This window comes from Stenotrophomonas sp. P5_A9 (assembly GCF_056400525.1).
Map to the genome: position 1 here is coordinate 36,850 of NZ_JBFULC010000018.1, position 23,380 is coordinate 60,229.

Below are 23,380 nucleotides of genomic sequence, written 5' to 3' on the forward strand. Positions count from 1 at the left end.
CTGCCCGCGGCTCACGCCGGCAGCTTGAAGTCGGCAACCGAGCGGCGCAGGTCGGCCGCCAGCTGTGCCAAATGGCCGATCGACTCGGCGGTCTGTCCCGCGCCCTGCGAGGTCTGGCCGGTAATCTGACGGATCACGCCCATGGTGCGGGTGATGTCCGACGCGGCCGACGACTGCTGCTGGGCGGCGATCGAGATGTTCTTGATGAGGTTGTTGAGCGCGTTGGACACGCGTTCGATTTCGGTCAGGGCCGTACCGGCGTCTTCGGCCAGGCGTGCACCGGACACCACCTCGGCGGTGGTCTGCTCCATCGAGCTGACCGCTTCGTTGGTATCGGCCTGAATGGCCTGGACCAGGCCTTCGATACGCCGGGTCGCGCCGGAGGTACGTTCTGCCAGTCGCTGCACTTCGTCGGCCACCACCGCAAAACCACGACCGGCTTCACCGGCCGAGGCCGCCTGCACCGCGGCGTTCAACGCCAGGATGTTGGTCTGTTCGGAAATGTCGTTGATCAGTTCCACGATCGAGCCGATTTCCTGCGAGGACTCGCCCAGGCGCTTGATGCGCTTGGAGGTCTCCTGGATCTGGTCGCGGATCTGGTCCATGCCCTGGATGGTCTCGCGGACCACGCCGGCGCCTTCGGCGGCGATCACCACCGAGCGCTGTGCCACGTCGGCCGATTCGGCCGAGTTGCGCGACACCTGTTCGATGCTCGACGCGATTTCGCCAATGCGGTCCGAGGCCGAGGTGATCTGGTTGGCCTGGTGGCCGGCCGCTTCGGCCAGCTGCATGGCCGTGGCCTGGGTTTCCTGGGTGGACAGCGCGACCTTGGCCGAGGTGTCGTTGATCGTGGTCACCAGGTGGCGCAGTTCGTCCACGGCGTAATTGATGGCGTCGGCGATCGCGCCGGTCATGTCCTCGGTCACCGAGGCCTTCACCGTCAGGTCGCCTTCACCCAGCGAGCTGATTTCGTCCAGCAGCCGCATGATGGCCTGCTGGTTGCGGCTGTTGAATTCCACCTGGGTCTGGTAACGCAGGTCCTGCTCGCGCGAGCGGCTGCGCACGGTGCTGCTGACGAAGCCGATGATGGCGATCAGCGACAGCGCGCCGGAGATCACGCCCAGCCAGAAGTTCGGGAACAGACGCGTATCCCGCACCGAGCCGAACGAGGAAAACGCTTCGAACAGCTTCTTGCTGTCATCCAGCATCCTGGTCGCGCCGCCGGTCAGTGCCGCGGCCGAGGACTGCGCCGAGAACAGCTGGCGCGAGCTGGCCAGGATCGCATCGGCGTCCTTCTTCATGGTGTCCCACTGCTTCTGGGACTGTTCCAGCGCCGCCAGTGCACCGGCATTGCGGACCGGGGCGATGCCCAGCTCTTCGTTGCCATTGCGCAGCGCATCCAGCACCTGGGTGAACACCACCGAGTCGCGGGCCAGCGCGTCGCCTGCCGCGGCGGCACCGCCGCCACCGGCGCGCATTTCGGTCACGCGGCGGGCCATGGAGCCGACCACCACGACCTGCTGCAGCGCGTTGTACACCTGCGAGGCAGGCGCGCCACCGGCCGACATCGCGCGGACCACTTCATTGAGCTGTGCCTGCAGTGCCGGCACGCCATTGACGAAGTTGTTGGCGTTGCCGGCCAGGGCCAGCACGGCCGGCTCACTGGCCACCAGCTGGGCGGCGCTCTTGCCGAGCGGCTCCCAGGTCTGGCTGAGCTGGCTGAGTGGACCGGACACGTTCGCTTCGCTGCCGTAGCGGCCCTGCAGGCTGCTCACCGTGCTTTCGATGCGGGTCTTGGTTTCCTTGAACGCGGTGAAGGCCTGCGCGTTGCCCAGCACCGCCTCACGGCCCTGGTTGGCCAGCTGCTGGGACAACACCTGCAGGTCGGCCGCGCCGGTACTGGCGCCGGCCAGGCGACTGCCCTGCCAGGTGGCCACGCCGGTATTGACGCCGAACACGATCATCGACAGGGCCAGCAGGCCGAGCCAGAAATTGGTTCCCACCGACCCGAGCTTGCCGGCCTTGGCGGATTCCGAAGCAGTACTCATCGTTCAACCTCGATCTTCAATGCGGTGAGACAGGCAGCAGCGATCAGGCTGCGGCCTGCCTGAATTCGGGAGTACGCGACAGCAGCGACAGCGAGAACACGCCCCAGTCGTGACCGTCGCCGTGGAAGGCGCGGTCGATGAAGTGCGCATAGCGACCACTGGCCAGGTCGCCGACGGCGATGTCCTGGTTCTGCTCGAAGCTGCGTTGGCCAAACAGTTCATCGATGGTCAGGGCGACGTCGCCGCCGGCCTGGCGCATGATCAACACGCGCTGGCCTTCCTGCTGCACGGTGCRCTCGCCTTCCAGGAAGTACTTCAGGTCCACCACCGGGAACAGATTGCCGCGCAGGTTGCCCACGCCCAGCAGCCACGGCTGTGCGCCGGGGACCGGGGTGATCGGCGGCATCGGCACGATTTCCACCACTTCGCGGAAATCCGAGACCAGATGCCGCTTGCCCACCCGGTAGCCGACGCCACGCCACAGGTCCTGCGCGAACTGCCGTTCGGGCAGCTGCACGGCGTGGGCCAGGCTGCGCCGTTCGTAGACTTCGAGGATGTCGAAAGGAGAACGCATCAGACCACCAACTCGTTGATCCGCGCGATCAGGTCCTCCTCGCGCGGTGGTTTGACGATGTAGTCGGCGGCCCCCTGGCGCAGCCCCCACGCCTTGTCGGTTTCCATCGCCTTGGTGCTGACGATGACCACCGGGATGTGCTTTGTCGCCGCGTCGCGCGCCATCGCGCGGGTCGCCTGGAAGCCACTCATGCCCGGCAGCACCACGTCCATCAGGACCAGCTGCGGCGATTGCTCGCGGACGAGCACCAGCCCGTCCTCGGCGTTGTCCGCTTCGAGAACCTCATGCCCGGCCTTGGTCAACCACTGCGTGAACACCGCACGGTCGGTCGGTGAATCCTCGATCAGAACGATTCGAGCCATTGTGCCTTTCCCCCCTGGTCAGGCGTTGACGTATGTGCGGATGGCACCCAGCAGTTCTTCACGCGTGAAAGGCTTGGTCAGGTACTGCTCCGAGCCGACGATGCGGCCGCGCGCCTTGTCGAACAGGCCGTCCTTGGAGGACAGCATGATCACCGGGGTCGACTTGAACAGCTGATTTCCCTTGATCAGCGCACAGGTCTGATACCCGTCAAGACGCGGCATCATGATGTCCACGAAGATGATCTGCGGCTGTTGGTCGGCGATCTTGGCCAACGCCTCGAAACCATCGGTCGCGGTCACCACCTCGCAGCCTTCGCGCTTGAGCAGTGTTTCGGCGGTCCTGCGAATGGTCTTCGAATCATCGATGACCATGACCCTGAGCCCTGCGAGTTCCCCACCCGCAGCCATGTTTTCAGTCATTACCTTTCCCCGAGCGCGCGACGCTTCTGCTTTGGTCCGGCGCCGCTGCGAAAGCGTATCTATATCGCACTTCCGGCGCAGGCTTCAAGCGCGGCCACTTCAGCCAAGCCGCAGGCGGGTCGGCGGTGACGGCCGGCGCCGGTTTTGCGCAAACCGGGCCGGCCGCCGGACACTGCGTTGCACCGGTCCGGGGCAGGCAGGCGGGCGCGGTTGCGGCTACCATCATCGCCCTGCCCGCCAGGTTGCGACCATGCCGTTGAACGTCATCGTGGTGATGGACCCCATCGCCCATATCAAGATTGCCAAGGACACCACCTTCGCGATGCTGCTGGAAGCCCAGCGCCGCGGCCACGCCCTGCACTACGTCAGCCCCGGTGGGCTGGCCCTGCGCGACGGCCAGGCGGTGGCCCGCACCGCCCCGCTGCAGGTGCGCGAGGACAAGGCCGACTGGTTCAGCCTGGGCGAATTCAGCCAGACCGTGTTCGGCCCCGGCCAGGTCGTGCTGATGCGCAAGGACCCGCCGGTGGATGCCGAATTCATCTACGACACCCATGTATTGAGCGTGGCCCAGCAGGCCGGCGCGCTGGTGGTCAACGATCCGCAGGGGCTGCGCGATTTCAACGAAAAGCTGGCTGCGCTGCTGTTTCCGCAGTGCTGCCCGCCGACCCTGGTCAGCCGCCGCAACGCCGACCTGAAGGCGTTCGTGCTGGAACACGGCCAGGCCGTGCTCAAGCCGCTGGACGGCATGGGCGGGCGCTCGATCTTCCGCAGCGGCACCGGCGATCCCAACCTCAACGTGATCCTGGAAACCCTGACCGACGGCGAGCGCACGCTGGCCCTGGCGCAGAAGTTCATCCCGGACATCACCGCCGGCGACAAGCGCATCCTGCTGGTGGATGGCGAGCCGGTGGACTACTGTCTGGCCCGGATCCCGCAGGGCGACGAGTTCCGCGGCAACCTGGCCGCCGGCGGCCGCGGCGAAGGCCGCCCGCTGAGCGAGCGCGACCGCTGGATCGCCGCCCAGGTCGGCCCGGAGATGAAGCGCCGCGGGATGCGCTTCGTCGGCTTGGACGTGATCGGCGATTACCTGACCGAAGTGAACGTCACCAGCCCGACCTGCGTGCGCGAGCTGGACGCCCAGTTCGGGCTGAACATCGCCGGGACGCTGTTCGATGCGATCGAGGCCGGTCTGCCGCGATGACCGCGACGGTCGCGCCGCTGGTGCCGTTGCAGGCACGCGAATCGCAGCGCCTGGGCGCGACCCTGGCGCTGTCGCTGCTGGTGCATGCGCTGCTGATCCTGGGCGTGGGCTTTGCGGTCAGCGACAAGGCCGCGCTGGTGCCGACCCTGGATGTGATCTTCAGCCAGACCCAGACCCCGCTCACGCCCAGGCAGGCCGACTTCCTGGCCCAGGCCAACCAGCAGGGCGGCGGCGACCACGACAAGGCGTTGCGACCGCGCGACAACCAGGCCGGGATCGTGCCGCAGCCGCAGGCCGGGCTGTCGCCGGTGCCGCAGCAGCGCCAGGACGCGGCCAGCCCACCGCCGCCGCAGACCCGGGTGGTGTCCAGCCGCAATAGCACCGAGCAGGTCGCCAGCGCCCAGCCGCAACCGCTGCCCGAGCATCCGCAGCCGGAGGCACCGCTGAACGCACGCGAGCAGCGCGACGCCGAGATGGCCCGCCTGGCCGCCGAGGTGCACCTGCGCTCGGCGCAGTACGCCAAGCGCCCGAACCGCAAGTTCGTCTCGGCCAGCACCCGGGAATACGCCTACGCCAATTACCTGCGTGCCTGGGTCGACCGCGCCGAGCGCGTGGGCAACCTGAACTACCCCGATGAGGCGCGTCAGCGTCGGCTGGGTGGGCAGGTAGTGATTACCGTCGGGGTGCGCCGCGATGGCAGCGTGGAAAGCGCCCGCATCCTGCGCAGCAGCGGCACCCCGCTGCTGGATGAAGCGGCCCTGCGGGTGATTCGCCTGGCCCAGCCGTTCCCGCCCCTGCCCAAGACCGAGGACGGCGTGGAGATCCTGCAGGTCACCCGCACCTGGGCGTTCCTGCCCGGCGGCACGCTGCGCGACGACCGCTGATCGTCAGCATCGCCGGACCGTACAGCCACGCATGGCGTGGCGCTACCGCCCGTTTGCCGGCCCTCGCCCCTTGGATGATCGCCCCGGTAGAGCCACGCCATGCGTGGCTGGCGCCTTCCTAGGACGCCTGCTTCGCCGCCCGCGCCGCCTGCTGCTCGACCAGGGTCAAGGCGACGTTGTCGCGCAGGTACGCCGGCTCAACCCGTTCGGGGGCCATGCCCTCCCCGCGCGCGAACGCCGGCACCGCCAGCGCCAGCACATCCGACGCTCGCGGCAGCGCCTGGGCATCCACGCCGTCGAGCTGATCGCCCAGGCGGCGGGCCAACACATCCTCGGCCGCACCGAAGCCGGTGCCCACGCCGAACCAGCGCGTGCCATCGGGCAATACCACCGCCTCCGGCGCGCACACCGTCTCTTCGCCCTGCAACTGCCACTGGCCGTCCACCCGTACCTGCCGGGCCACGTACACCTCACCCATGCGCGCATCGATGCTGCTCAGCACGTGGTCGGCATCGGCCGGCGCGCGCAGTGCCAGCACCTGCAGCGTGGAGACCGGAACCAGCGGGCGGTCCAGCGCCAGCGCAATGCCCTGGGCAATGGCGATTGCCAGGCGCACGCCGGTGAACGCGCCCGGTCCACGCCCCAGCGCGATCGCATCCAGCTGCGAACGCGCCACCCCGGCCTCGGCCAGCAGCGCTTCGGCCCACGGCAGGCTCAGTTCGGCATGCCGGCGCGGGGCGATCTCGAACCGCTCCAGCACCTGCCCATCCACATACAGGGCAACGGAGCAGGCTTCGGTGGCGGTTTCAAAGGCGAGCAGTTTCATGGCGGTCAGAACAGGGAAGTGGGGAATTCATCAGGTGCAGCGGGCAGCACGGGGGCAACGGACGGGGGCGCCGCAGAAACCGGCGGCGACGGCAGGTCGGCAGGCAGCCATTGTGGCGCAAAGAAGCCGCGCACATCGTCCAGAGAACGGGTGCGCCGGAACGGCGGCAGCGAATCCAGGAAGATCCGGCCGTAGCCGCGGCTGAGCAGGCGCGGGTCGCACAGCACCAGCACGCCCCGGTCAGTCTCGCTGCGGATCAGCCGGCCCACGCCCTGCTTGAGCGCGATCACCGCCTGCGGCAGCTGTTCGTCGCGGAACGGGTTGCCGCCATCGCGGCGGATCGCGTCCAGCCGGGCCTCGAAGACCGGATCGTCCGGCGCGGCGAACGGCAGCTTGTCGATTACCACCACGCTGAGCGCGTCGCCGACCACGTCCACGCCTTCGCGGAAACTGGCCGAGCCCAGCAGCACGCCGTTGCCCGATTCGCGGAACCGCTGCAGCAGCGTCGCGCGCGGCGCCTCGCCCTGCACGAACAACGGCCAGGGCGCATCGCGCAATGCCTCGGCCGCCTCGCGCAACGCGCGGTGCGAGGCGAACAACAGGAAGGCGCGTCCGTGCGAAGCGTCCAGCACCGGCGTGAGCGCGCGGATCAGCGCGGTGCCGAAGCCGCGCGCGGCCGGATCGGGCAGATCGGTGGGCAGGTAGCACAGCGCCTGGGTGGCCCAGTCGAACGGGCTGGGCTGCAGCAGCGTGACCGGATCGTCCAGGCCCAGCCGCTGGGAAATATGCTCGAAGCCGCCGTCCACGGTCAGCGTGGCCGAGGTGAATATCCACGCCGCCATCGAGCGTTGGCGATGCTCGCGCAACGGACCGGACACATCCATCGGCGTACGCTGGCAACGGAAACCACGCGGGGTCAGTTCGTACCACAACACTTCCGCCGGCGCCGGCGCGTGCTCGGGGTCGGTATCGAAATCCAGCATCGGCGCGTCGTCGCCCAGCCAGCGCGACAGCCGCGACACCGCTTCCAGCGCCCGGGCGTGGCAGGCATCCAGTCCGGGCGAGGCCTCGCGTACGCCGACCAGTGCATCGCGCAGGTTCACCAGCGCGCTCATCGCCGCATCGAAGCCGTCGCGCACCTGCGGCACGGTCAGTGCGCGCCACTGGGTGCCACGCGGGGGCAACCCGTCCATGGCGGTGCGCAGGTCGCGCAGGATCTGTTCCAGCGCTGCGGCCGGCACCTGCAGCGCGGCCTGCGCGCCGGCCACGCTGCGGCTTTCGGCCAGGCAGTCGCGCGCCAGTTCCTGCCACGGGCGCATGCCGAAGCTTTCACCGAAGAAGTTGGCGGCAAGCTCGGGCAGCTGGTGCGCTTCGTCGATCACGAACGCCTGCGCGCCGGGCAGGATCTCGCCGAAGCCCTCCTGCTTGAGCGCCAGGTCGGCCAGCAGCAGGTGGTGGTTGACCACCACCACGTCGGCCGCCTGTGCACGCTGGCGCGCCTGCACCACGAAGCAGTCGTCCCAGAACGGGCACTCGGTGCCCAGGCAGTTGTCGACGGTGGAGGTCACCATCGGGTACAGCGGGGAATCTTCCGGCAGCGCGTCCAGCTCGGCCATGTCGCCAAAACGGGTGCGCCCCGACCAGGCCAGAATGCGCTGGAACTGCGCGACCTGTTCGGGCGACACGAAGCGGGGCTCACCGCGCGCCTGCTGCAGCCGGTAACGGCACAAATAGTTGGCGCGGCCCTTGAGCAGGGCGCTGCTGTGGCCGACGCCGAGCGCGGCACGCACCCGTGGCAGGTCACGATGGTAGAGCTGGTCCTGCAGCGCGCGGGTGCCGGTGGAAATGATGATTTTCAGCCCGGACAGCAGCGCCGGCACCAGGTAGGCGTAGGTCTTGCCGGTGCCGGTCCCGGCCTCGGCCAGCAGCACATCGCGCTGGTCGAAGGCCTCGGCGATGGCCACGGTCAGGCGCAGCTGCGCCGGGCGTGCGACGAAGGCATCCAGCTGGCTGGCGAGCGTACCGCCCTCGCTGAGGGCTTCGCTGCTGGCATGGGCAAGGCGGGACATGAAGGAATGTTAGTGCCGGCCAGCGGCCGGCACTACATCAATAGCGCTTGATCCCGGGCACCGTGCAACCTTCCAGCTGCGCGTGCGCGGAGACCGCGTTTTCCTTTTCGCCACGGGCCAGCCGCGACTGCTCGATGGTGGCCCAGTGACGGCGGCACAGTGGGCCGGTCTTGGAGCCCAGCTCGACCGCTTTGCGCGCCAGGGTTTCCGCGCGCGCCCAGTCGCCCTGCAGCAGCGCGATCTCGGCACGTTCCTGCAGGATCGACGGATCGCCTTCGGAGATCAGCAGCGCCTGGTTCAATGCATCGGCTGCGCCGGCCAGGTCGTTGGCCTGACGCCGGGCCTGCGCGGTCATGCGCAGGTCTTCGATCTCGGCATCGCGCAGCGGCTGTATCGCCAGTTCCTTTTCGTCGGCACCGGCGGCCACCGCGTCCACCGCCGCCATGCGCTGGGCAGGCGTCGTGGTGTCCACCGGCGCCTTCACCGGCGCGGTCGGGGTGACGCAGGCAGTCAGCGCCAAGCTCAGAGTGAGCAGGGATGCGGACCGGATCAGGGTACGGTGAGTCATGCGGGCCGGCCTCGTTCCGGAATCATCGCGCTGGGGAAGGGGTTGCAGCGGCCGGGGCCGGCTCGGCGGCAGGCTCGGGCTTCTTGTCCAGCCCGAACCAGCTGCGCCAGCCACCGCCTTCGCCAGTGGCTTCACCGCCCTCGCCTTCCGGCACGGCGGTCGGGGCCGTGCACGGCGCATACGCCGGCGCGTAGCCGACCACGAACGGGAAGCGACGCGCGCCGGGGCAGGTTTCATCGGTGCTGCCGGTGCCGCTGGCATCCACGTACTGCCAGTCCAGGCCCTTGCTGCTGACTTTCAACGGCGCGCTGGGCAGGCGCTGGAATATGCCCGACCACACCCGCATCGAACCGGTGGCGCCATACAGCCCGGCCTGTTCGTTCTGGTCGTTGCCCATCCAGATCACCGCCAGGTGGTCGCCGGTGTAGCCGGCATACCAGCTGTCGCGGCCGTCGTTGGTGGTGCCGGTCTTGCCGGCCGGCTGCAGGCGGCCGAGGCCGTCGGCGTTCAGACGCTGCGCGGTCCCGCTGGCCACCACCTGCTGCAGGCCGATGCTGATCAGGTTGGCGGCAATCGAGTCGCCTTCCTGGGCCGGCGCAGGCGTCTTGTCATAACGCTTCATCAGCTTGCCCTGCGGGTCGAGCACGCCGCGCACCGCATGCAGCGGCTGGATCTCGCCGCCGGAGGCCAGGAACTGATACAGCTGGGCCATCGCATACGGGCTCTGGTCGGTGGAACCGAGGATCACCGCCGGGTTGGGGTCGGCCTTGAGCCCGGCCAGTACGTGGATCAGCTGGGTCACCCGCTCCGGGCCGACCTGCATGCCCACCCGGACCGTGGCCTGGTTGTAGGAATGGGCCAGCGCATCGATCAGGCGCACCGTGCCGTGGCTGCGGTTGTCGGCGTTGCCGGGGGACCAGTTGCGGCCGCGTCCCAGTTGCACCGTCACCGGCGAATCGTCCACCCAGGTAGCCAGCGAATAGCGGTCCGGCTGGGCCAGGGCAAGCAGGTACACGAATGGCTTGAGCAGCGAACCGACCGGCCGCTGCGCCTCGATGGCGCGGTTGAAGCCCGGTTCGGACACGTCGCGGCTGCCGACCACGGCCAGTACATCGCCGTTGTGCACGTCGGTGAGCACCATACCCGCCTGCAGCTCGGGGCGCTTCTTGCTCTCCAGCGATTTGATGGTCTTGGTGACCGCACCTTCCGCGTAGGCCTGCGCCGACGGCGCCATGCCGGTCATCACGCTCAGGCCGGCGCCCTGCAGCACCGATTCGGGATAGTCGTGGCCGAGCTGGCGACGCACCAGGTCCACATAGGCCGGGAAACGGTTGGCGGCGATCAGCCCCGGGGTCTTGGGCACGCCCAGCGGCGCCTTCAGCGCACGCTGGTACTCGCCGTCATCGATCAACTGGCTTTCGTGCAGCTTGCCCAACACGAAGTTGCGCCGGTCCAGCGCGCGCTCGGGATTGCGGCGCGGGTCGTAGTAGGACGGACCCTTGACCAGCCCGATCAGCAGCGCGACGTGCTCGGTGTTGAGCGAAGACAGATCGCGGCCGAACCAGAACTCGGCGCCCGAGGACATGCCGTGGATCGCCTGGCTGCCGCGCTGGCCGAGGTAGACCTGGTTGAGGTAGGCCTCCAGGATGGTGCGCTTGTCGTAGCGCGCTTCCATGATCAGCGCGTACAGCACCTCGTTGAACTTGCGGGTGACCGTCTGCTCTTTGCCGATCCCGAGCAGGCCGCTGCGCGCCAGCTGCTGGGTCAGGGTCGACGCGCCCTGGCGGCTCTGGCCGCCGGAACGGAGGGTCACCCAGATCGCGCGGGCGATGCCGCTGAGGTCGATGCCGTGGTGGCGGTTGAAGTCCTTGTCTTCCACCGCCTGCAGGCCGGTGACCAGCAGTTCGGGGGTGTCCTCGATGCGCACCAGCCGGCGTTCTTCCTGCTTTTGCCCGTACAGCGTGGCGATCCGCGCCGGATCCAGCCGCGCGGCCTTGATCGCCTTGCGGCTGTCGGCATCGCGCAGCGAGGCGATTTCGCCACCGGACAGGCTCAACTCCACGCGGCGCGGGGCGACCCGGCCATCGACATCGTTGTAGCCACGGCTGGCAATGACGAAGCGGCCGCCTTCCTGGCTGTAGGTTGCCGCGGACTTGCCGGTGCCGTCATCGCGGTAGGCCGCCGCGGCCAGCTCGGTCTTGAGCGTGGCCGCATCCATCGCCACGCCCGGTGCCAGCGCCAGCGGGCGGGCGTAGACGCGGGTAGGGATCTGCCAACGCAGCTCGCCGAAGCGCTGGGTGACCTGTTTGTTCAGGTACACCGTATAGGGAATGAGGAACCCCAGTGCCAGCGCGAACGCCGCCATGCCCCAGGTGATCAACCGTCGCCGCCACAGCGGGCCGCGGCTTTCGGTGTCGTCTTCGAACTCGTCGATGTCGTCGGAATCGTAGCGTCGGGGCACGGGGATGCGAGAATATGAATTCCGGCGAGTCTAACGCAGCCACCGCGAGCGGCGCGTTCTCCCGGGTTCCCCCGCTTAAGCTGGAGTTGCAACGGGATGTCGATGTCCTTGGCCGATGCACGCTATTTCCTGAACCGCATGCTCGGTCTGTTCCACCGCAGTCTGGCCAGCCTGCGTACCCGGGGCTGGCGCGCCACCTGGCAGCGCATCCGCGTGCATACCCAGGCACTGCCGCCGCCGCGCCGCGCGCCGCTGTACCAGCCCGCCGCCCTGCCCTTCGCGCCGTTCAGCGTGCCCGAAAGCCACGCACCGGTGGTCAGCATCATCATCCCGGTCTACAACCAGGCCGCGCACACCCTGGCCTGCCTGCGCGCCCTGGCCGCGCACCCGCCGCACGCGGCCTGCGAAATCCTGGTGGTGGATGACGGCAGCAGCGACCAGACCGCTGAATGGATGCGCCAGATCCACGGGCTCCGTTACGAGGTCCGCGAGCGCAACGGCGGCTTCATCGAGGCGTGCAATGACGGCGTGGCGCGTTCGCGCGGCCGCTATGTGGTGCTGCTCAACAACGACACCGTGCCGCAGCCGGGCTGGCTGGATGCGTTGCTGGCCACATTCGTGCAGGTGCCGCAGGCCGGCCTGGTCGGCGCGCAGTTGCTGTATCCGGACGGTCGTCTGCAGGAATCGGGCGGCGTGGTCTTCCAGGATGGCAGCGGCTGGAGTTACGGCCGCTTCGAATCGGCCGAAGATCCCCGCTACACCGCCCTGCGCGATGCCGATTACTGCTCCGGTGCGGCGCTGATGATCCCGCGTGCGTTGTGGGACCAGCTGGGCGGCCTGGACACCCGCTACCGCCCGGCCTATTACGAAGACACCGACCTGGCCTTCGGCGTGCGCGCCGCCGGCCTGCGCGTGCTGGTGCAGCCGGCCAGCCGCCTGGTGCATGACGAAGGCACCAGCAACGGCACCGACACCGGCAGCGGGGTCAAGGCCTACCAGGTGCGCAACCGCAGCGTCTTCGCCGACAAATGGGCGCAGGCGCTGCTTGCCCAGCCGCCGGTCGGCAGCGTGCCCTCGCCCGCGCTGCTGCATCGCCGACAGCGCCAGGTCCTGATCCTGGACGAAGCGGTGCCGCAGCCCGACCGCGATTCCGGCTCGCTGCGCCAGTACAACCTGATTCGCATGCTGATCGACGGCGGCGCCCACGTGGTGTTCGTCCCGACCCGCCGCGAACATGCCGGCGCCCCCACCGAGGCGCTGCAGCGGCTGGGCGTGGAGGTCTGGTATGCGCCGTTCCTGCAGGGCATCGGGCCGTGGCTGCGCGAACACGGGCCGCGCTTTGCGGTGGTGATGATGGTGCGCCACCATGTGGCCAGCGAATGCCTGCCGCTGCTGCGCAGCTACGCGCCCCAGGCCCGCACCGTGTTCGATACCGTGGACCTGCACTACCTGCGCGAACGCCGTGGCGCCGAACTGGCCGGCAACGCCGGGCTGCTGCGCGATGCCGAGCGCACCCGCGCGCGCGAACTGGCGGTGATGGCCGCCAGCGATGTCACCGTGCTGGTCAGCGCGGCCGAACGCGAGCAGTTGAAGACCGACGCGCCGGGCCTGGAAGTGGAACTGATCTCCAACCTGCACGAAGTCGCGCCCGGCGGCGGCGACTGGGCCGACCGCCAGGACCTGGTGTTCGTCGGCGGCTTCCGCCATCCACCGAACGTGGATGCCATGCACTGGTTCATCGGCGAGGTATTCGGGTTGATCCGCGCGCAGTTGCCACAGATCCGCTTCCACTGCATCGGCGCCGATGTTCCCGATGCGCTGCGGACGCTGGCGGCCACCCAGCCGGGCGTCGAAATCCATGGTTTCGTGCCGGTGGTGACGCCCTACATGGACCAGGTCCGGATCGCGGTGGCGCCGCTGCGCTTCGGCGCCGGGGTCAAGGGCAAGATCAACCTGAGCATGGCCCACGGCCAGCCGGTGGTCGCCACCACCTGCGCGGTCGAGGGCATGCACCTGCATGACGGCGAGGATGTGCTGGTGGCCGACGATGCCGCCGCGTTCGCCGCCGCAGTGGTGCGCCTGTACCAGGACCCGGCGCTGTGGCAACGCCTGTCGAGTGCGGGGCGACACAACGTGGCCGCGCATTTCTCGCTGGAAACCGCACGCGACACCGTGCAGCGGGTATTCCTGGACTGAGGCCTCAACCCGGGCCGCCCGCATCGCGCAGGCGCTGCTCGAACTCGCCCAGTTCGGCCAGGTCCGGCTGCCAGTGCCGCGCCTGCGCCAATGCCTGTTGCGCGAACGCCAGGTCGCCCGCGCCAAGCCGCTCGCTGCCGATCGCCAACCAACGCTGGGCCAGGCGGCGACGTGCCGCCGACAGCGTGGCCTCGCCCGGTGACAATGTCTGCCAGGCCTCCAGGCAAGCGCCCGCCGCCTGCACCCGGTTTTCGCGCAGGCGATCTTCGAAGCAGCTGCGGCTGGCCGGCAACAGCCGCTGCGCCGCCGCGCGCACGCGCGGGTCATAGGCGGCCAGCGCCTGCGCCTCACGCAGCGCGTCATACGCACTCCCGCCGGGTGGCGACAGGAACTGCCCCCGCGCTTCGGCGTCCACGATCCGCGCCAGCAGCGCGCGCAGACGCCGCTCGCGCTGTGCGCGCGGCGCCCCCGGCGTCTTCAGTGCCTGCGCGGCCTGGCGTGCCTGCGCCAGCACCTGTCGGGCCGCGCCCAGCGCACGCTCGGTTGCCCCCAGCGCCTGCGCCGCGGCGAGCGCGCGGTCGGCCTGTTCGAAGCGGAAGTCGCCCGCCAGCCGGGTGGCGTTGGCCAATTGCGCGTCGATCACGTGCTGCAGGCCCTGCCGCGCCACCGGGTCCTCCGGCGCGGCCGCCAGTACTGTCTGGAAGTCGGCCGCAGCACTGTCCCAGCGCTGCCGCCGCAGTGCCTGGTTCGCCTGCCGCAGGCGTGCTTCAAGGGCATTGTTCAGCGCTTCCTGGGTGACCGGCAGATCAACATGCCCCGGGTCGTAGCCGCGCGCGCTGCCCAGCAGCGCCGACGCCCGCGCCAGATCGCCGCGCCCGCAGGCATCGCGTGCCTGCTGCAACAGATCAGACAAGGCATCCTCGCGGCCCTCGAGCGCACGCAGCTGGTTTGGCGCTACCGCCAGCACCTGCTGGAACAGCGGCAATGCGCTGTCCAGATCCCCGTCCAGGCGCTGGGCCTGCAAGGCCGCCTCGGCACGCCCCAGAAGCACCGCGATGCCGGCATGGGCGGTGCCACGCTGGGCCAATCGTTGCGCGAGCTGCGCGGCATCGCGCTGCGGCACCTGCAGCGCGCGCGCCAACGCAAGTCCACGTTGCGCCGCCTCGATATCGCCGCGGTCGAGTGCCTCGCGCCCCTGCTGCAACGCCGCCTGCGCGGTCCGCGCCAACCCGGTACGGGCTTGGCTGCGGTCGCCATCCAGCGCCAGCGCGGCCTGGTACAACTCGCGCGCGCCGCTGCCATCGTCTGCACTCAGGCGGCCAGCAGCCAGCGCGCGGTCGCCCTGATCGAGCAGCTGTTCGATCTGTGGCTCGTTCCAGAACCAGTTGGCCAGTGGGCCGCGCAGCATCACCAGGGCGATGAACACCAGCGCGGCGATCGGCAGCACCCAACGCCAGACACGCCGCGCATGGCGCGCCTGCAGCCACCACCAGCGGCCCTCACGGCGCACCCTGCGCAGCGCGGCATGCGCGGCGTCTTCGTGGTCAGGGGGGTGGCTCATTCCCTGAGCCTAGCGTGGGCCACGTGAGGTCAGCCTAGACGTCGCGCTTCGCTCACCCCGGGCAGAGCATCCAGCTTGCCCAGCAAGGTGGAGAGCTGGCCGTAGTCGCTGACCTTGAGCCGCAGCCGCAGGTGCGCGCGGCCACTGTTGCGCACGTTGTCGCTGTGGATATCCAGGACGTAGGCATCTTCCTGCGCGATCAGGTTGGTAATGTCCTTGAGCAGCCAGCGCCGATCGACCGCATCGACCACCACATCCACTTCATAGCCACTGCCGGCCTGGCCCCACTCCACCGGCAGGATCCGCTGCGGGCTGGTGGCCGACAGCCGCGCCAGTGCGGCACAGTCGGTGCGGTGCACGGTGACCCCACGGGCGCGGGTGAGGTAGCCGACGATCGGTTCGCCGGCCACCGGCTGGCAGCAGCGCGCCAGCTGCACCAGCAGGTTGCCCACCCCCTGCACGGTGAACTTGGATTTACCCAGGCTGTCGCGGCGCGCGGTCGGCCGGGGCAGCGCCGGTGCGGCCGGCTGGCTGGCCGCACGCTCGGCCTCGAGCAGCGCGCGGCTGACCTGGTTGGGTCCGGTGTCGCCCAGCGCGACCTGGATATACAGGTCATCGACGCTGTCGGCATGGAATTTCTTGGCCGCGATGGCCAGATCGGCATGTTGCAGGCCGAGGCGCTTGAGCTCGCGGTCGAGCAGGTCGCGCCCGGCCTGCACGTTGCGTGCGCGGTCGAGCTTGTGGAACCAGCCACGCACCTTTTCACGCGAACGGTTGCTGGCCAGGTATCCGTTGGAAACCAGCAGCCAGTCGCGACGCGGATCGGCCTCCTTGCCGGTCAGGATCTCCACGCGGTCGCCGCTGCGCAGCCGGTAGGTCAGCGGCACGATGCGGCCGTTGACCTTGGCGCCACGGCAGCGGTGCCCGACCATGGTGTGTACGTGGTAGGCGAAATCCAGCGGGGTGGCGCCCTGCGGCAGGTCCATCACCTCGTCCTTGGGACTCAGTGCGTAGACCCGGTCCTCGGTCAGCTCCGCATCCAGCGCGCCGGCCAGCTCACCGGCCTGGCCGTCCTGGGAATGCTCCAGCAGCTGGCGCATCCAGGTGATCTTCCGGTCAAAGGCCTTTTCAGCGCCCTTGCTGCCTTCCTTGTAGCGCCAATGCGCGGCCACGCCGAGTTYGGCCTGGGCGTGCATGTCGTGGCTGCGGATCTGCACTTCGATGGTGCGGCCTTCCGGGCCGATCACCGCAGTGTGCAGCGACCGGTAGTCATTCGCCTTGGGGCGGGCGATGTAATCGTCGAACTCGCTGGGCACCGGCGCCCACAGCGAATGCACCACGCCCAGCGCCGCGTAGCAGGCGGCCACGTCCTGCACCATGACCCGCACCGCACGGATGTCGTAGAGCTGTTCGAAGGCCAGCTTCTTTTTCTGCATCTTCCGCCAGATGCTGTAGATGTGCTTCGGGCGGCCACTGACCTCGGCGCTGATGCCCTGCGCCAGCAACTCGCGCGAGAGCACCTTCTTGACCGTTTCCACGTAGCGCTCGCGCGCCAGCCGGGTCTCGTCCACTTCGCGCGCGATGCGCCGGTAGGTCTCCGGTTCCAGGTGACGGAAGGCCAGGTCTTCCAGTTCCCATTTCAACTGCCAGATGCCCAGCCGATTGGCCAGCGGGGCGTGGATGTCGCGGGTCAGCTGGGCCAGCGCGCGGCGCTCTTCTTCAGGCTGGCGGTCGGCACCGCGCATGCGCGCCAACTGCCGGGCCAGCAGCACCGGCACCACCCGCAGGTCCTGGATGATCGACAGCAGCAGCCGGCGCAGGCCTTCGCTGTTGCGCCCGGCATCGCGCCCGGCGTGCAGCGCCCAGACCTGATCTGCCGCGTCCTGGCCTTCCAGCAGGCCGACCACGGCCGGTTTCAACGGCCCCAGCGGCAGGGCGTCCAGGCCGGCACGCAGCCACGGCAGGTCGAACAGCAGCGCGGCCAGCAAGGCACTCTCATCGGCCGACAACAGCGCCAGCGCGTCCAGCGTATCGGCCAGCACCGACCAGCTGGCGTGCATCTGTGGGTCGGCCTCGGGCAGCTGCCAGCGCTGCAGCAGCGCCTCGCGCAGCGCAGGCGGCAGCAACGCCGCCGAGGGTCGGTTCAACAAGGCATCCAGGCCGGGGACAGAAGCGCGGTTCACAGCATCATGCAGGCAAGACAGAGGCATCTACACTAGCGCCGCGACCGCCTGCGGACAATCAAAACGCGCGTATCCCCGCGCATGAGCTCATGCCGCCCGTCCCCTAACGCCGCCGCTGGCCCTACACTGCGGCAAACCACCGGAGACCTGCCATGCGCTTTTCCCGTCTACGCTTGTTGGCCAGTGCGGCCGTCCTGTTGAGCATGACCGGCCCCGCGCTGGCACAGCGCGTGGTCGAGGGCGACCTGCAGCAGCAGATGTCGCCGGCCGAATTCAAGGCCGCCGGGCTCGACAAGCTCAGCCCGACCGAACTGGCCGCCCTCAATGGCTGGCTGCAGGGCAAGGTTGCTGCGGCCACCGCCGAGGTGCGCGAACAGGTCCGCGAACAGGCGCGCGAAGAAGGCCGCCAGGAAGTGATCGTCAAGAACCGCGGCTTCTTCGACTTCGGCAGCAAGGAACCAATCGCCACCACCCTGCCCGGCGAGTTCCGCGGCTTTGGCAAGGGCCGCAAGTACGTGTTCGCCAACGCGCAGGAATGGGAGCAGACCGACGACACGACCCTGTCGGGCGGGCGCAAGACCGACGCCGCGGTCGCGATCACCCCGGGCGTGGCCGGGGTCTGGTACATGCGCGTGGACGGGGTGAACATCCGCGCCAAGGTGCGCCGGATCAAGTAAGCCGGTGGACCGACCCGTTGCCCCGTGCCCTACGGCACGGGGCATGGCCGGTTCAGGCCTGGCGCAACGCGGTCACGCGCTGGGCCAGCTTCTTGGCCGACACACCGGTTTTCGCGCCCAGTTCCTGCGCGAACAGCGAGACCCGCAATTCTTCCAGGTCCCAGCGCAGTGCCTGCCATTGCGGGCGCTGGCGCAACCCGCGTGCCTCACCCTCGGCCAGCGCATCCAGGAACGGTCGCAATTCCAGCATGCGCGCCTGGTCGCGCGGCGGATCGCGCTTGGCACGCTCGCTGCGCAGGATCATCGCGCGCAGGTAGCGCGGGTACTGCGCCAGGGCATCGGCCGGGGTATCGCGCAGGAAACCGGGATGTACCAGCGCCGCCAACTGCTGCTCCAGGTCGTCCAGGTTGCCGCGTGCCCAGCCCATCAGGGTCGATTGCAGCGAGGGCTTGAGTTCGGCCACGTGGGCCAGGATGTTCTCGGCCAGTTTCAGCCGCGCCATCGCCTCGCCGAACAGGCCCTTGCCGGCCACGTCGCGGCGATGGGCGAACGTCGCCGGATCGCGGATATCGCCCAGGCCGTCGGCCAGCATCGCGTTCATCGCCGCATCGACCAGATCGCCGCGCAGGCGTTCCTGCGATTCGATCGCCGCGTACAGCAGGCCCGTCTTGGGCGGCACCGGCAACTGCTTGCGCGCCTGCTTGGCCTTGTCGGCCAACGCGATTTCAAGCAGGCGGCGCACGCCCAGTGGATGCCGTTCGGCCGCTTCGGCAGGGTCGGCGAAGATCCGCAGCGCAGCCGTCTCGCCTTCGTCCACCAGCGCCGGATAGGCCGGCACGCCGGCTTCGCCAGGCACCTGCAGCGGGATCGGCGTGGTCGGAAAATCGCGCAGCCCTGCCACGGCCAGCGCGCGTCCGGCACGGGCGGCGAAGGCCTCGCCGGCCTGCCCGCCGAAGCGTGCACGCAAGGCGTCGAGGTCGCGCGAACTGGCCAGCAGCGTGCCGTTGGCATCGAACAGGCGCAGGTTCATGCGCAGGTGGGCGTCCAGCGCGGCGTCATCGAAATCGGTCGCGGCCACCTGTGCACCGGTGGCGCGCGACAGGAAGCGCGCCAGTTCGCCACGGATGTCATCGGCGCTCGGGTCCGGGAACGCCTCTGCAAACGCCCGGCCGAAGTCCGGTGCCGGCACGTAGTTGCGACGCATCGCCTTGGGCAGGCTGCGGATCAGTGCCGAGGCCTTGTCGGCAACAAAGCCGGGCGCCAGCCACGACAGCCGCGCCGCATCCAGCGCATTGAGCAGGTGCAGGGGCACGTCCAGGCTGACGCCGTCGTCCTCGCTGCCCGGCTCGAAACGGTAGTGCAGCGCCAGGCGTGCGTCGCCCAGCGGCAGGTACTTGGGATAGCGTTCGGCATCGCTGCCTTCGCCCGGCAGCAGGTCGGCCAGCGACCAGGCAAGTGCGCGGCGTTTTTCCGGGGCCAGGCCCTTCCACCAGGTATCCAGCGCGGTGGCCGAGTGGATCTCCGACGGCACCCGGTCCAGGTACCAGCGCGCCTGCCAACCTTCGTCGGCGACGATGCCGGCGCGGCGCAGCTTGGCTTCCTCCTCGTGGGCCTGTGCGAGCACCTTGAGGTTGTCGGCGATGACGCTGGCACGGGTGTTGATCTCGCCGGTGACCAGGCCCTGCCGCACGAAGATGTCGTGCGCTTCGCCGGGCGCGATGCGGCCGTAGTGCACCGGTTTCTTCGGTGCCAGCACCAGCCCGAACAGACTGATCTGCTCCGAGGCCAGTACCTGGCCCTGGGCACGCGACCAGTGCGGGTCGAAGTGCTTGCGCAGCAGCAGGTGCGGCAACTCGGCGATCACCCAGTCCGGCTCGATCGCGGCATTGGTCAGGCCCCAGATTTTCTGGGTGTCCAGCAGCGTGGCGGTCAGCAGCCACGGCGGCGGCCGCTTGGCCAGTACCGATCCAGGGAACGGCAGGAAGCGGCGCTGGCGCGGGGCGAGGAAATCGCCTTTGTCGCTGCGGTGGCCGATCTGCGTGGGCAGGCCGGCAATCAGCGCGCGATGCAGGGTCTGGTAGGCGGCGGCGCGCACTTTGTCGCTGAAGCCACCGCGCGCCTCTCGGGGTTCGACCGCCGCCGCCGTGGCGGGCGCCGGCGCGGCCGGCGGCTCGCTTTTGCCTTCGCGGGCCAGGCGCGCGGCGCGATGCTGCTGCCCCCGGGTCGCCTTGACCTTGGCCTCGTCATCGCGCGCCGGGGCCGGCGCGGTCGAGCCGGCCAGCAGCGGTTCCAGCGCGGTCGCGGCGGGTTCTTCGGTCCAGCCCAGCTCCTCGCACAGCACGCGCAGCTGGCGATGCAGCTCGCGCCATTCGCGCATGCGCAGGAAGCCGAGGAAATGCCGTTCGCACCAGCCGCGCAGCTTGGATTGGGTGAGGTCCTCGTGGGCCTGGCGATAGCCATCCCACAGCCGCAGCACCCCAACGAACTCCGAGCGCCCGTCGGCAAACAACGCGTGCGCCGCATCGGCCGCGCCCCGGGCCTCCGGCGGGCGCTCGCGCGGGTCCTGGATGCCCAGGAACGAGGCAATCACCAGCATCGGCCGCAGGCAGCCCTGCGCCTGCGCGGCCACCAGCATGCGCGCCAGCTTGACGTCCACCGGCAGCCGCGCCATCTGGCGGCCCACCGGGGTCAGGCGGCGCTCGGCATCCACCGCGCCCAGCTCGCCCAGCTGCTGCCAGCCATCGGCAATGGCACGCTCGTCGGGCGCTTCCAGGAACGGGAAATCCTCGATCTGGCCCAGGCCGAGCTGCAGCATGCGCAGGATCACCCCGGACAGGCTGGAGCGGCGGATTTCCGGATCGGTGAACTCCGCCCGCGACTGGAAATCCGCCTCCGAATACAGGCGGTAGCAGATGCCTTCGGAAACACGTCCGCAGCGGCCCTTGCGCTGGTTGGCGCTGGCCTGGGATACCGCTTCGATATGCAGCCGGTCCAGCTTCTGCCGCGGGCTGTAGCGTTTGATGCGGGCCAGGCCCGGATCGACCACGTAGCGGATGCGCGGCACGGTCAGCGAGGTTTCTGCCACGTTCGTGGCCAGCACGATGCGACGCTTGCCGCCCGGGTTGAACACCTCGTCCTGGTCCTTGACCGACAGCCGCGCATACAGCGGCAGCACTTCGGTCTCGCGGTACTTGCGCCGTTCCAGCGCCTGGTGGGCGTCGCGGATCTCACGCTCGCCGGGGAAGAACAGCAGGATGTCGCCCCGCGGATCGATCCGGGTGATTTCATCCACCGCCGCCACGATGGCCTCATTGACGGTGCGTTCGCCATCACGACCGCCGTCCGCGTCGCCGCCGCCTTCGCCTTCCAGCGGGCGATAGCGCACGTCCACCGGGAAGGTCCGGCCTTCGACGCTGATCACCGGGGCATCGTTGAAGTGTTCGGCGAAACGCGAGGTGTCGATGGTCGCCGAGGTGACGATCAGCTTCAGGTCCGGGCGCTTGTGCAGCAGTTGCTTGAGGTAGCCGAGCAGGAAGTCGATGTTGAGGCTGCGCTCGTGCGCTTCGTCGACGATGATCGTGTCGTACTGCGAGAGCCAGCGGTCACTGCTGATCTCGGCCAGCAGGATGCCGTCGGTCATGAACTTGATGCGGGTGTCATCGCCGACGCGGTCGGTGAAGCGCACCTGGTACCCCACGGTGGTGCCCAGTTCGGATTTCAGTTCCTGCGCCACACGCGTCGCCACGGCGCGTGCGGCAATCCGTCGCGGCTGGGTGCAGCCGATCATGCCGGCCACGCCGCGACCGGCGGCCAGGCACAGTTTGGGCAGCTGGGTGGTCTTGCCCGAGCCGGTCTCGCCGGCGATCACCACGACCTGGTGCGCGCGGATCAGCGCGGTGATCGCCTCGGCTTCACGCGCAATCGGCAGTTGCTCGTCCAGAGTGATGGCCGGCAGATTCCGCGCACGCGCTTCACGGCGCTGCACCGACGCCTGCAAGGCCTGCTCGAACGCCGCCGCCAGACCCGCATCGCCCGGTTTGGCCCGCCAACGCGAGAGCATCCCCAGCAAACGACCGCGGTCGCGGCTCATGGCCCCGTTGATCGCGGCCTGCTGCTGGGCCAGGCGTGCTGCATGTGGTTTTTCGATAGCGCTCATCAATCGATTCGTTTAGAACTTTTGTTTACTACTGAAAGGGTAGTCTGATCTATTGTGAAGGCCATCCGATTCATCCCATCCATAAGGAGTTCTCCCATGGCGAAGACGACCAAGACCCCGGCAAAAACCAAGACGGCCAAGCAGCAGCTCGGCGCGGCGGCCCCGTCGGCCCCGAATATCGATATCGGGATCAAGGAGGGCGATCGCAAGAAGATCGCCGATGGACTGTCGGCCTTCCAGGCGGACGCGTTCACGCTTTACCTGAAGACCCACAATTTCCATTGGAACGTGACCGGGTCGATGTTCAACTCGCTGCACACCATGTTCGAGACCCAGTACACCGAACAGTGGGCGGCCCTGGATGACGTCGCTGAACGTATCCGTGCACTGGGCTTCAACGCCCCGGGCTCCTACCGCGAATTCGCCGCCCTGACCTCGATCGCCGAGGAGCCGGGCCTGACCGACAGTGCGGACTGGCGTGAGATGGTACGCCAGTTGGTCACCGCCAACGAGGCCGTGTGCCGTACCGCCCGCAAGGTGCTGGACGTGGCCGACGACGCCGACGATGCCCCGACCGAAGATCTGATGACCCAGCGCCTGCAGACGCACGAGAAGTATGCGTGGATGTTGCGGTCGTTGTTGCAGTAAGGGTTTGTTGGCGCGTTTTTCTCTGCGCGCGGCGAGGGTCCGCCCCCCTTGCCGGGACACGCCGTAAACCCATCCCTGGGGGCTCGCGGGCGCCATCCATGGCGCCCGACGGTCCCGGCAAGGGGGGCGGACCCTCGCCCAGAGAGATGTGCATCTAGCGGTTGGGAAGAGAGAAAAGCATGCAGAACAGGCGCCCGGTGGCGCCTGTTCTGCGTTATGGGTCCTCTTTTCCTGGATTGAATACAAAATTCTGCACCCGGCCTCGGCATTGGCGCCGCACTTTGCCCTCTGATCTTGGCCGTTGGCTCTGGACCTGGCCCTACCTCCTGCCTTTTCCCTTTTCCCTTTTCCCTTTTCCCTTTGCCCTTCGCTCTTGGCCCTTTGCTCTGGTCCAACTCCAACTCCAACTCCGGCCCACATTCGCCTTCGCCCCACCCTCCCATACGCACCAGCCAACTGTCGGGGCGTGGGGTGGGTGGGTTGGCGGGACCGTGTGTTGCCATGGATGGCAACACCGAGCCCCCATGGATGGGTTCACGGCGTGTC

16 protein-coding genes are annotated in these 23,380 nt (G+C 68.8%); 5 read left to right on the top strand and 11 right to left on the bottom strand.

Annotation, left to right across the window (positions count from 1 at the left end):
* Positions 1 to 11 precede the first annotated feature (11 nt).
* The 4 genes from AC1DR7_RS07985 to pilG are packed head-to-tail and all read right to left on the bottom strand — an operon-like array spanning position 12 to position 3,404.
* Positions 12 to 2,048: a methyl-accepting chemotaxis protein gene (locus tag AC1DR7_RS07985; RefSeq protein ID WP_256776865.1), complete on the bottom strand. Its 2,037-nt coding sequence runs from the start codon at positions 2,046 to 2,048 to the stop codon at positions 12 to 14.
* Positions 2,049 to 2,091: 43 nt separating this feature from the next.
* Positions 2,092 to 2,622, bottom strand: coding sequence for a chemotaxis protein CheW (locus AC1DR7_RS07990; RefSeq protein ID WP_478076440.1), 531 nt, complete (start codon positions 2,620 to 2,622; stop codon positions 2,092 to 2,094).
* The gene (locus AC1DR7_RS07995) at positions 2,622 to 2,984 is read right to left on the bottom strand and encodes a response regulator (RefSeq protein WP_256776867.1); all 363 of its coding nucleotides are present in this window, start codon (positions 2,982 to 2,984) and stop codon (positions 2,622 to 2,624) included. The genes AC1DR7_RS07990 and AC1DR7_RS07995 overlap by 1 nt, the downstream gene beginning before the upstream one ends.
* Before the next feature lie 18 nt (positions 2,985 to 3,002).
* The gene (gene pilG / locus AC1DR7_RS08000) at positions 3,003 to 3,404 is read right to left on the bottom strand and encodes a twitching motility response regulator PilG (RefSeq protein WP_017356958.1); all 402 of its coding nucleotides are present in this window, start codon (positions 3,402 to 3,404) and stop codon (positions 3,003 to 3,005) included.
* A 250-nt stretch (positions 3,405 to 3,654) separates the two neighbouring features.
* Between pilG and gshB the strand changes: the two genes are divergently transcribed.
* Both gshB and AC1DR7_RS08010 read left to right on the top strand, forming a co-directional pair.
* Positions 3,655 to 4,605, top strand: a complete 951-nt coding sequence (gene gshB / locus AC1DR7_RS08005) for a glutathione synthase (RefSeq protein ID WP_256776868.1) — start codon at positions 3,655 to 3,657, stop codon at positions 4,603 to 4,605.
* A complete protein-coding gene (locus AC1DR7_RS08010) occupies positions 4,602 to 5,489 on the top strand; it encodes an energy transducer TonB family protein (protein ID WP_457317884.1) in 888 nt (295 codons plus the stop codon). Before gshB ends, AC1DR7_RS08010 begins: the two co-directional genes overlap by 4 nt.
* Before the next feature lie 118 nt (positions 5,490 to 5,607).
* On the opposite strand, the gene tsaB is transcribed toward AC1DR7_RS08010, so the two are convergent.
* Genes tsaB through mrcB form a run of 4 tightly spaced genes read right to left on the bottom strand, consistent with a single transcriptional unit; the run spans position 5,608 to position 11,413 of the window.
* Positions 5,608 to 6,315 (bottom strand): tRNA (adenosine(37)-N6)-threonylcarbamoyltransferase complex dimerization subunit type 1 TsaB, encoded by a 708-nt coding sequence (gene tsaB / locus AC1DR7_RS08015; protein WP_457317885.1) that lies wholly within the window; start codon positions 6,313 to 6,315, stop codon positions 5,608 to 5,610.
* A gap of 5 nt (positions 6,316 to 6,320) precedes the next feature.
* Positions 6,321 to 8,384 (bottom strand): DNA repair helicase YoaA, encoded by a 2,064-nt coding sequence (locus AC1DR7_RS08020; protein WP_457317886.1) that lies wholly within the window; start codon positions 8,382 to 8,384, stop codon positions 6,321 to 6,323.
* 37 nt (positions 8,385 to 8,421) lie between these two features.
* A complete protein-coding gene (locus AC1DR7_RS08025; RefSeq protein ID WP_256776872.1) occupies positions 8,422 to 8,952 on the bottom strand; it encodes a tetratricopeptide repeat protein in 531 nt (176 codons plus the stop codon).
* A gap of 22 nt (positions 8,953 to 8,974) precedes the next feature.
* On the bottom strand, positions 8,975 to 11,413 hold the full coding sequence (gene mrcB, locus AC1DR7_RS08030; protein WP_457317887.1) for a penicillin-binding protein 1B: 2,439 nt from the start codon (positions 11,411 to 11,413) through the stop codon (positions 8,975 to 8,977).
* A 96-nt stretch (positions 11,414 to 11,509) separates the two neighbouring features.
* Between mrcB and AC1DR7_RS08035 the strand changes: the two genes are divergently transcribed.
* The gene (locus AC1DR7_RS08035; RefSeq protein ID WP_478051449.1) at positions 11,510 to 13,609 is read left to right on the top strand and encodes a glycosyltransferase; all 2,100 of its coding nucleotides are present in this window, start codon (positions 11,510 to 11,512) and stop codon (positions 13,607 to 13,609) included.
* A gap of 4 nt (positions 13,610 to 13,613) precedes the next feature.
* On the opposite strand, the gene AC1DR7_RS08040 is transcribed toward AC1DR7_RS08035, so the two are convergent.
* Both AC1DR7_RS08040 and AC1DR7_RS08045 read right to left on the bottom strand, forming a co-directional pair.
* Entirely contained in the window at positions 13,614 to 15,170 is a 1,557-nt protein-coding gene (locus AC1DR7_RS08040) for a tetratricopeptide repeat protein (RefSeq protein WP_478051450.1), read from the bottom strand.
* A 29-nt stretch (positions 15,171 to 15,199) separates the two neighbouring features.
* Complete coding sequence (locus AC1DR7_RS08045) at positions 15,200 to 17,380, bottom strand: RelA/SpoT family protein (RefSeq protein ID WP_478076441.1); 2,181 nt, start codon at positions 17,378 to 17,380, stop codon at positions 15,200 to 15,202.
* 125 nt (positions 17,381 to 17,505) lie between these two features.
* Between AC1DR7_RS08045 and AC1DR7_RS08050 the strand changes: the two genes are divergently transcribed.
* Positions 17,506 to 18,030: a hypothetical protein gene (locus tag AC1DR7_RS08050; protein WP_256776877.1), complete on the top strand. Its 525-nt coding sequence runs from the start codon at positions 17,506 to 17,508 to the stop codon at positions 18,028 to 18,030.
* 52 nt (positions 18,031 to 18,082) lie between these two features.
* Here the strand turns inward: AC1DR7_RS08050 and hrpA are convergent, their stop codons facing one another.
* The gene (gene hrpA / locus AC1DR7_RS08055) at positions 18,083 to 22,186 is read right to left on the bottom strand and encodes an ATP-dependent RNA helicase HrpA (protein WP_457317892.1); all 4,104 of its coding nucleotides are present in this window, start codon (positions 22,184 to 22,186) and stop codon (positions 18,083 to 18,085) included.
* A gap of 96 nt (positions 22,187 to 22,282) precedes the next feature.
* Between hrpA and AC1DR7_RS08060 the strand changes: the two genes are divergently transcribed.
* Positions 22,283 to 22,834, top strand: a complete 552-nt coding sequence (locus tag AC1DR7_RS08060; RefSeq protein ID WP_256776879.1) for a Dps family protein — start codon at positions 22,283 to 22,285, stop codon at positions 22,832 to 22,834.
* The last annotated feature ends 546 nt before the right edge of the window (positions 22,835 to 23,380 follow it).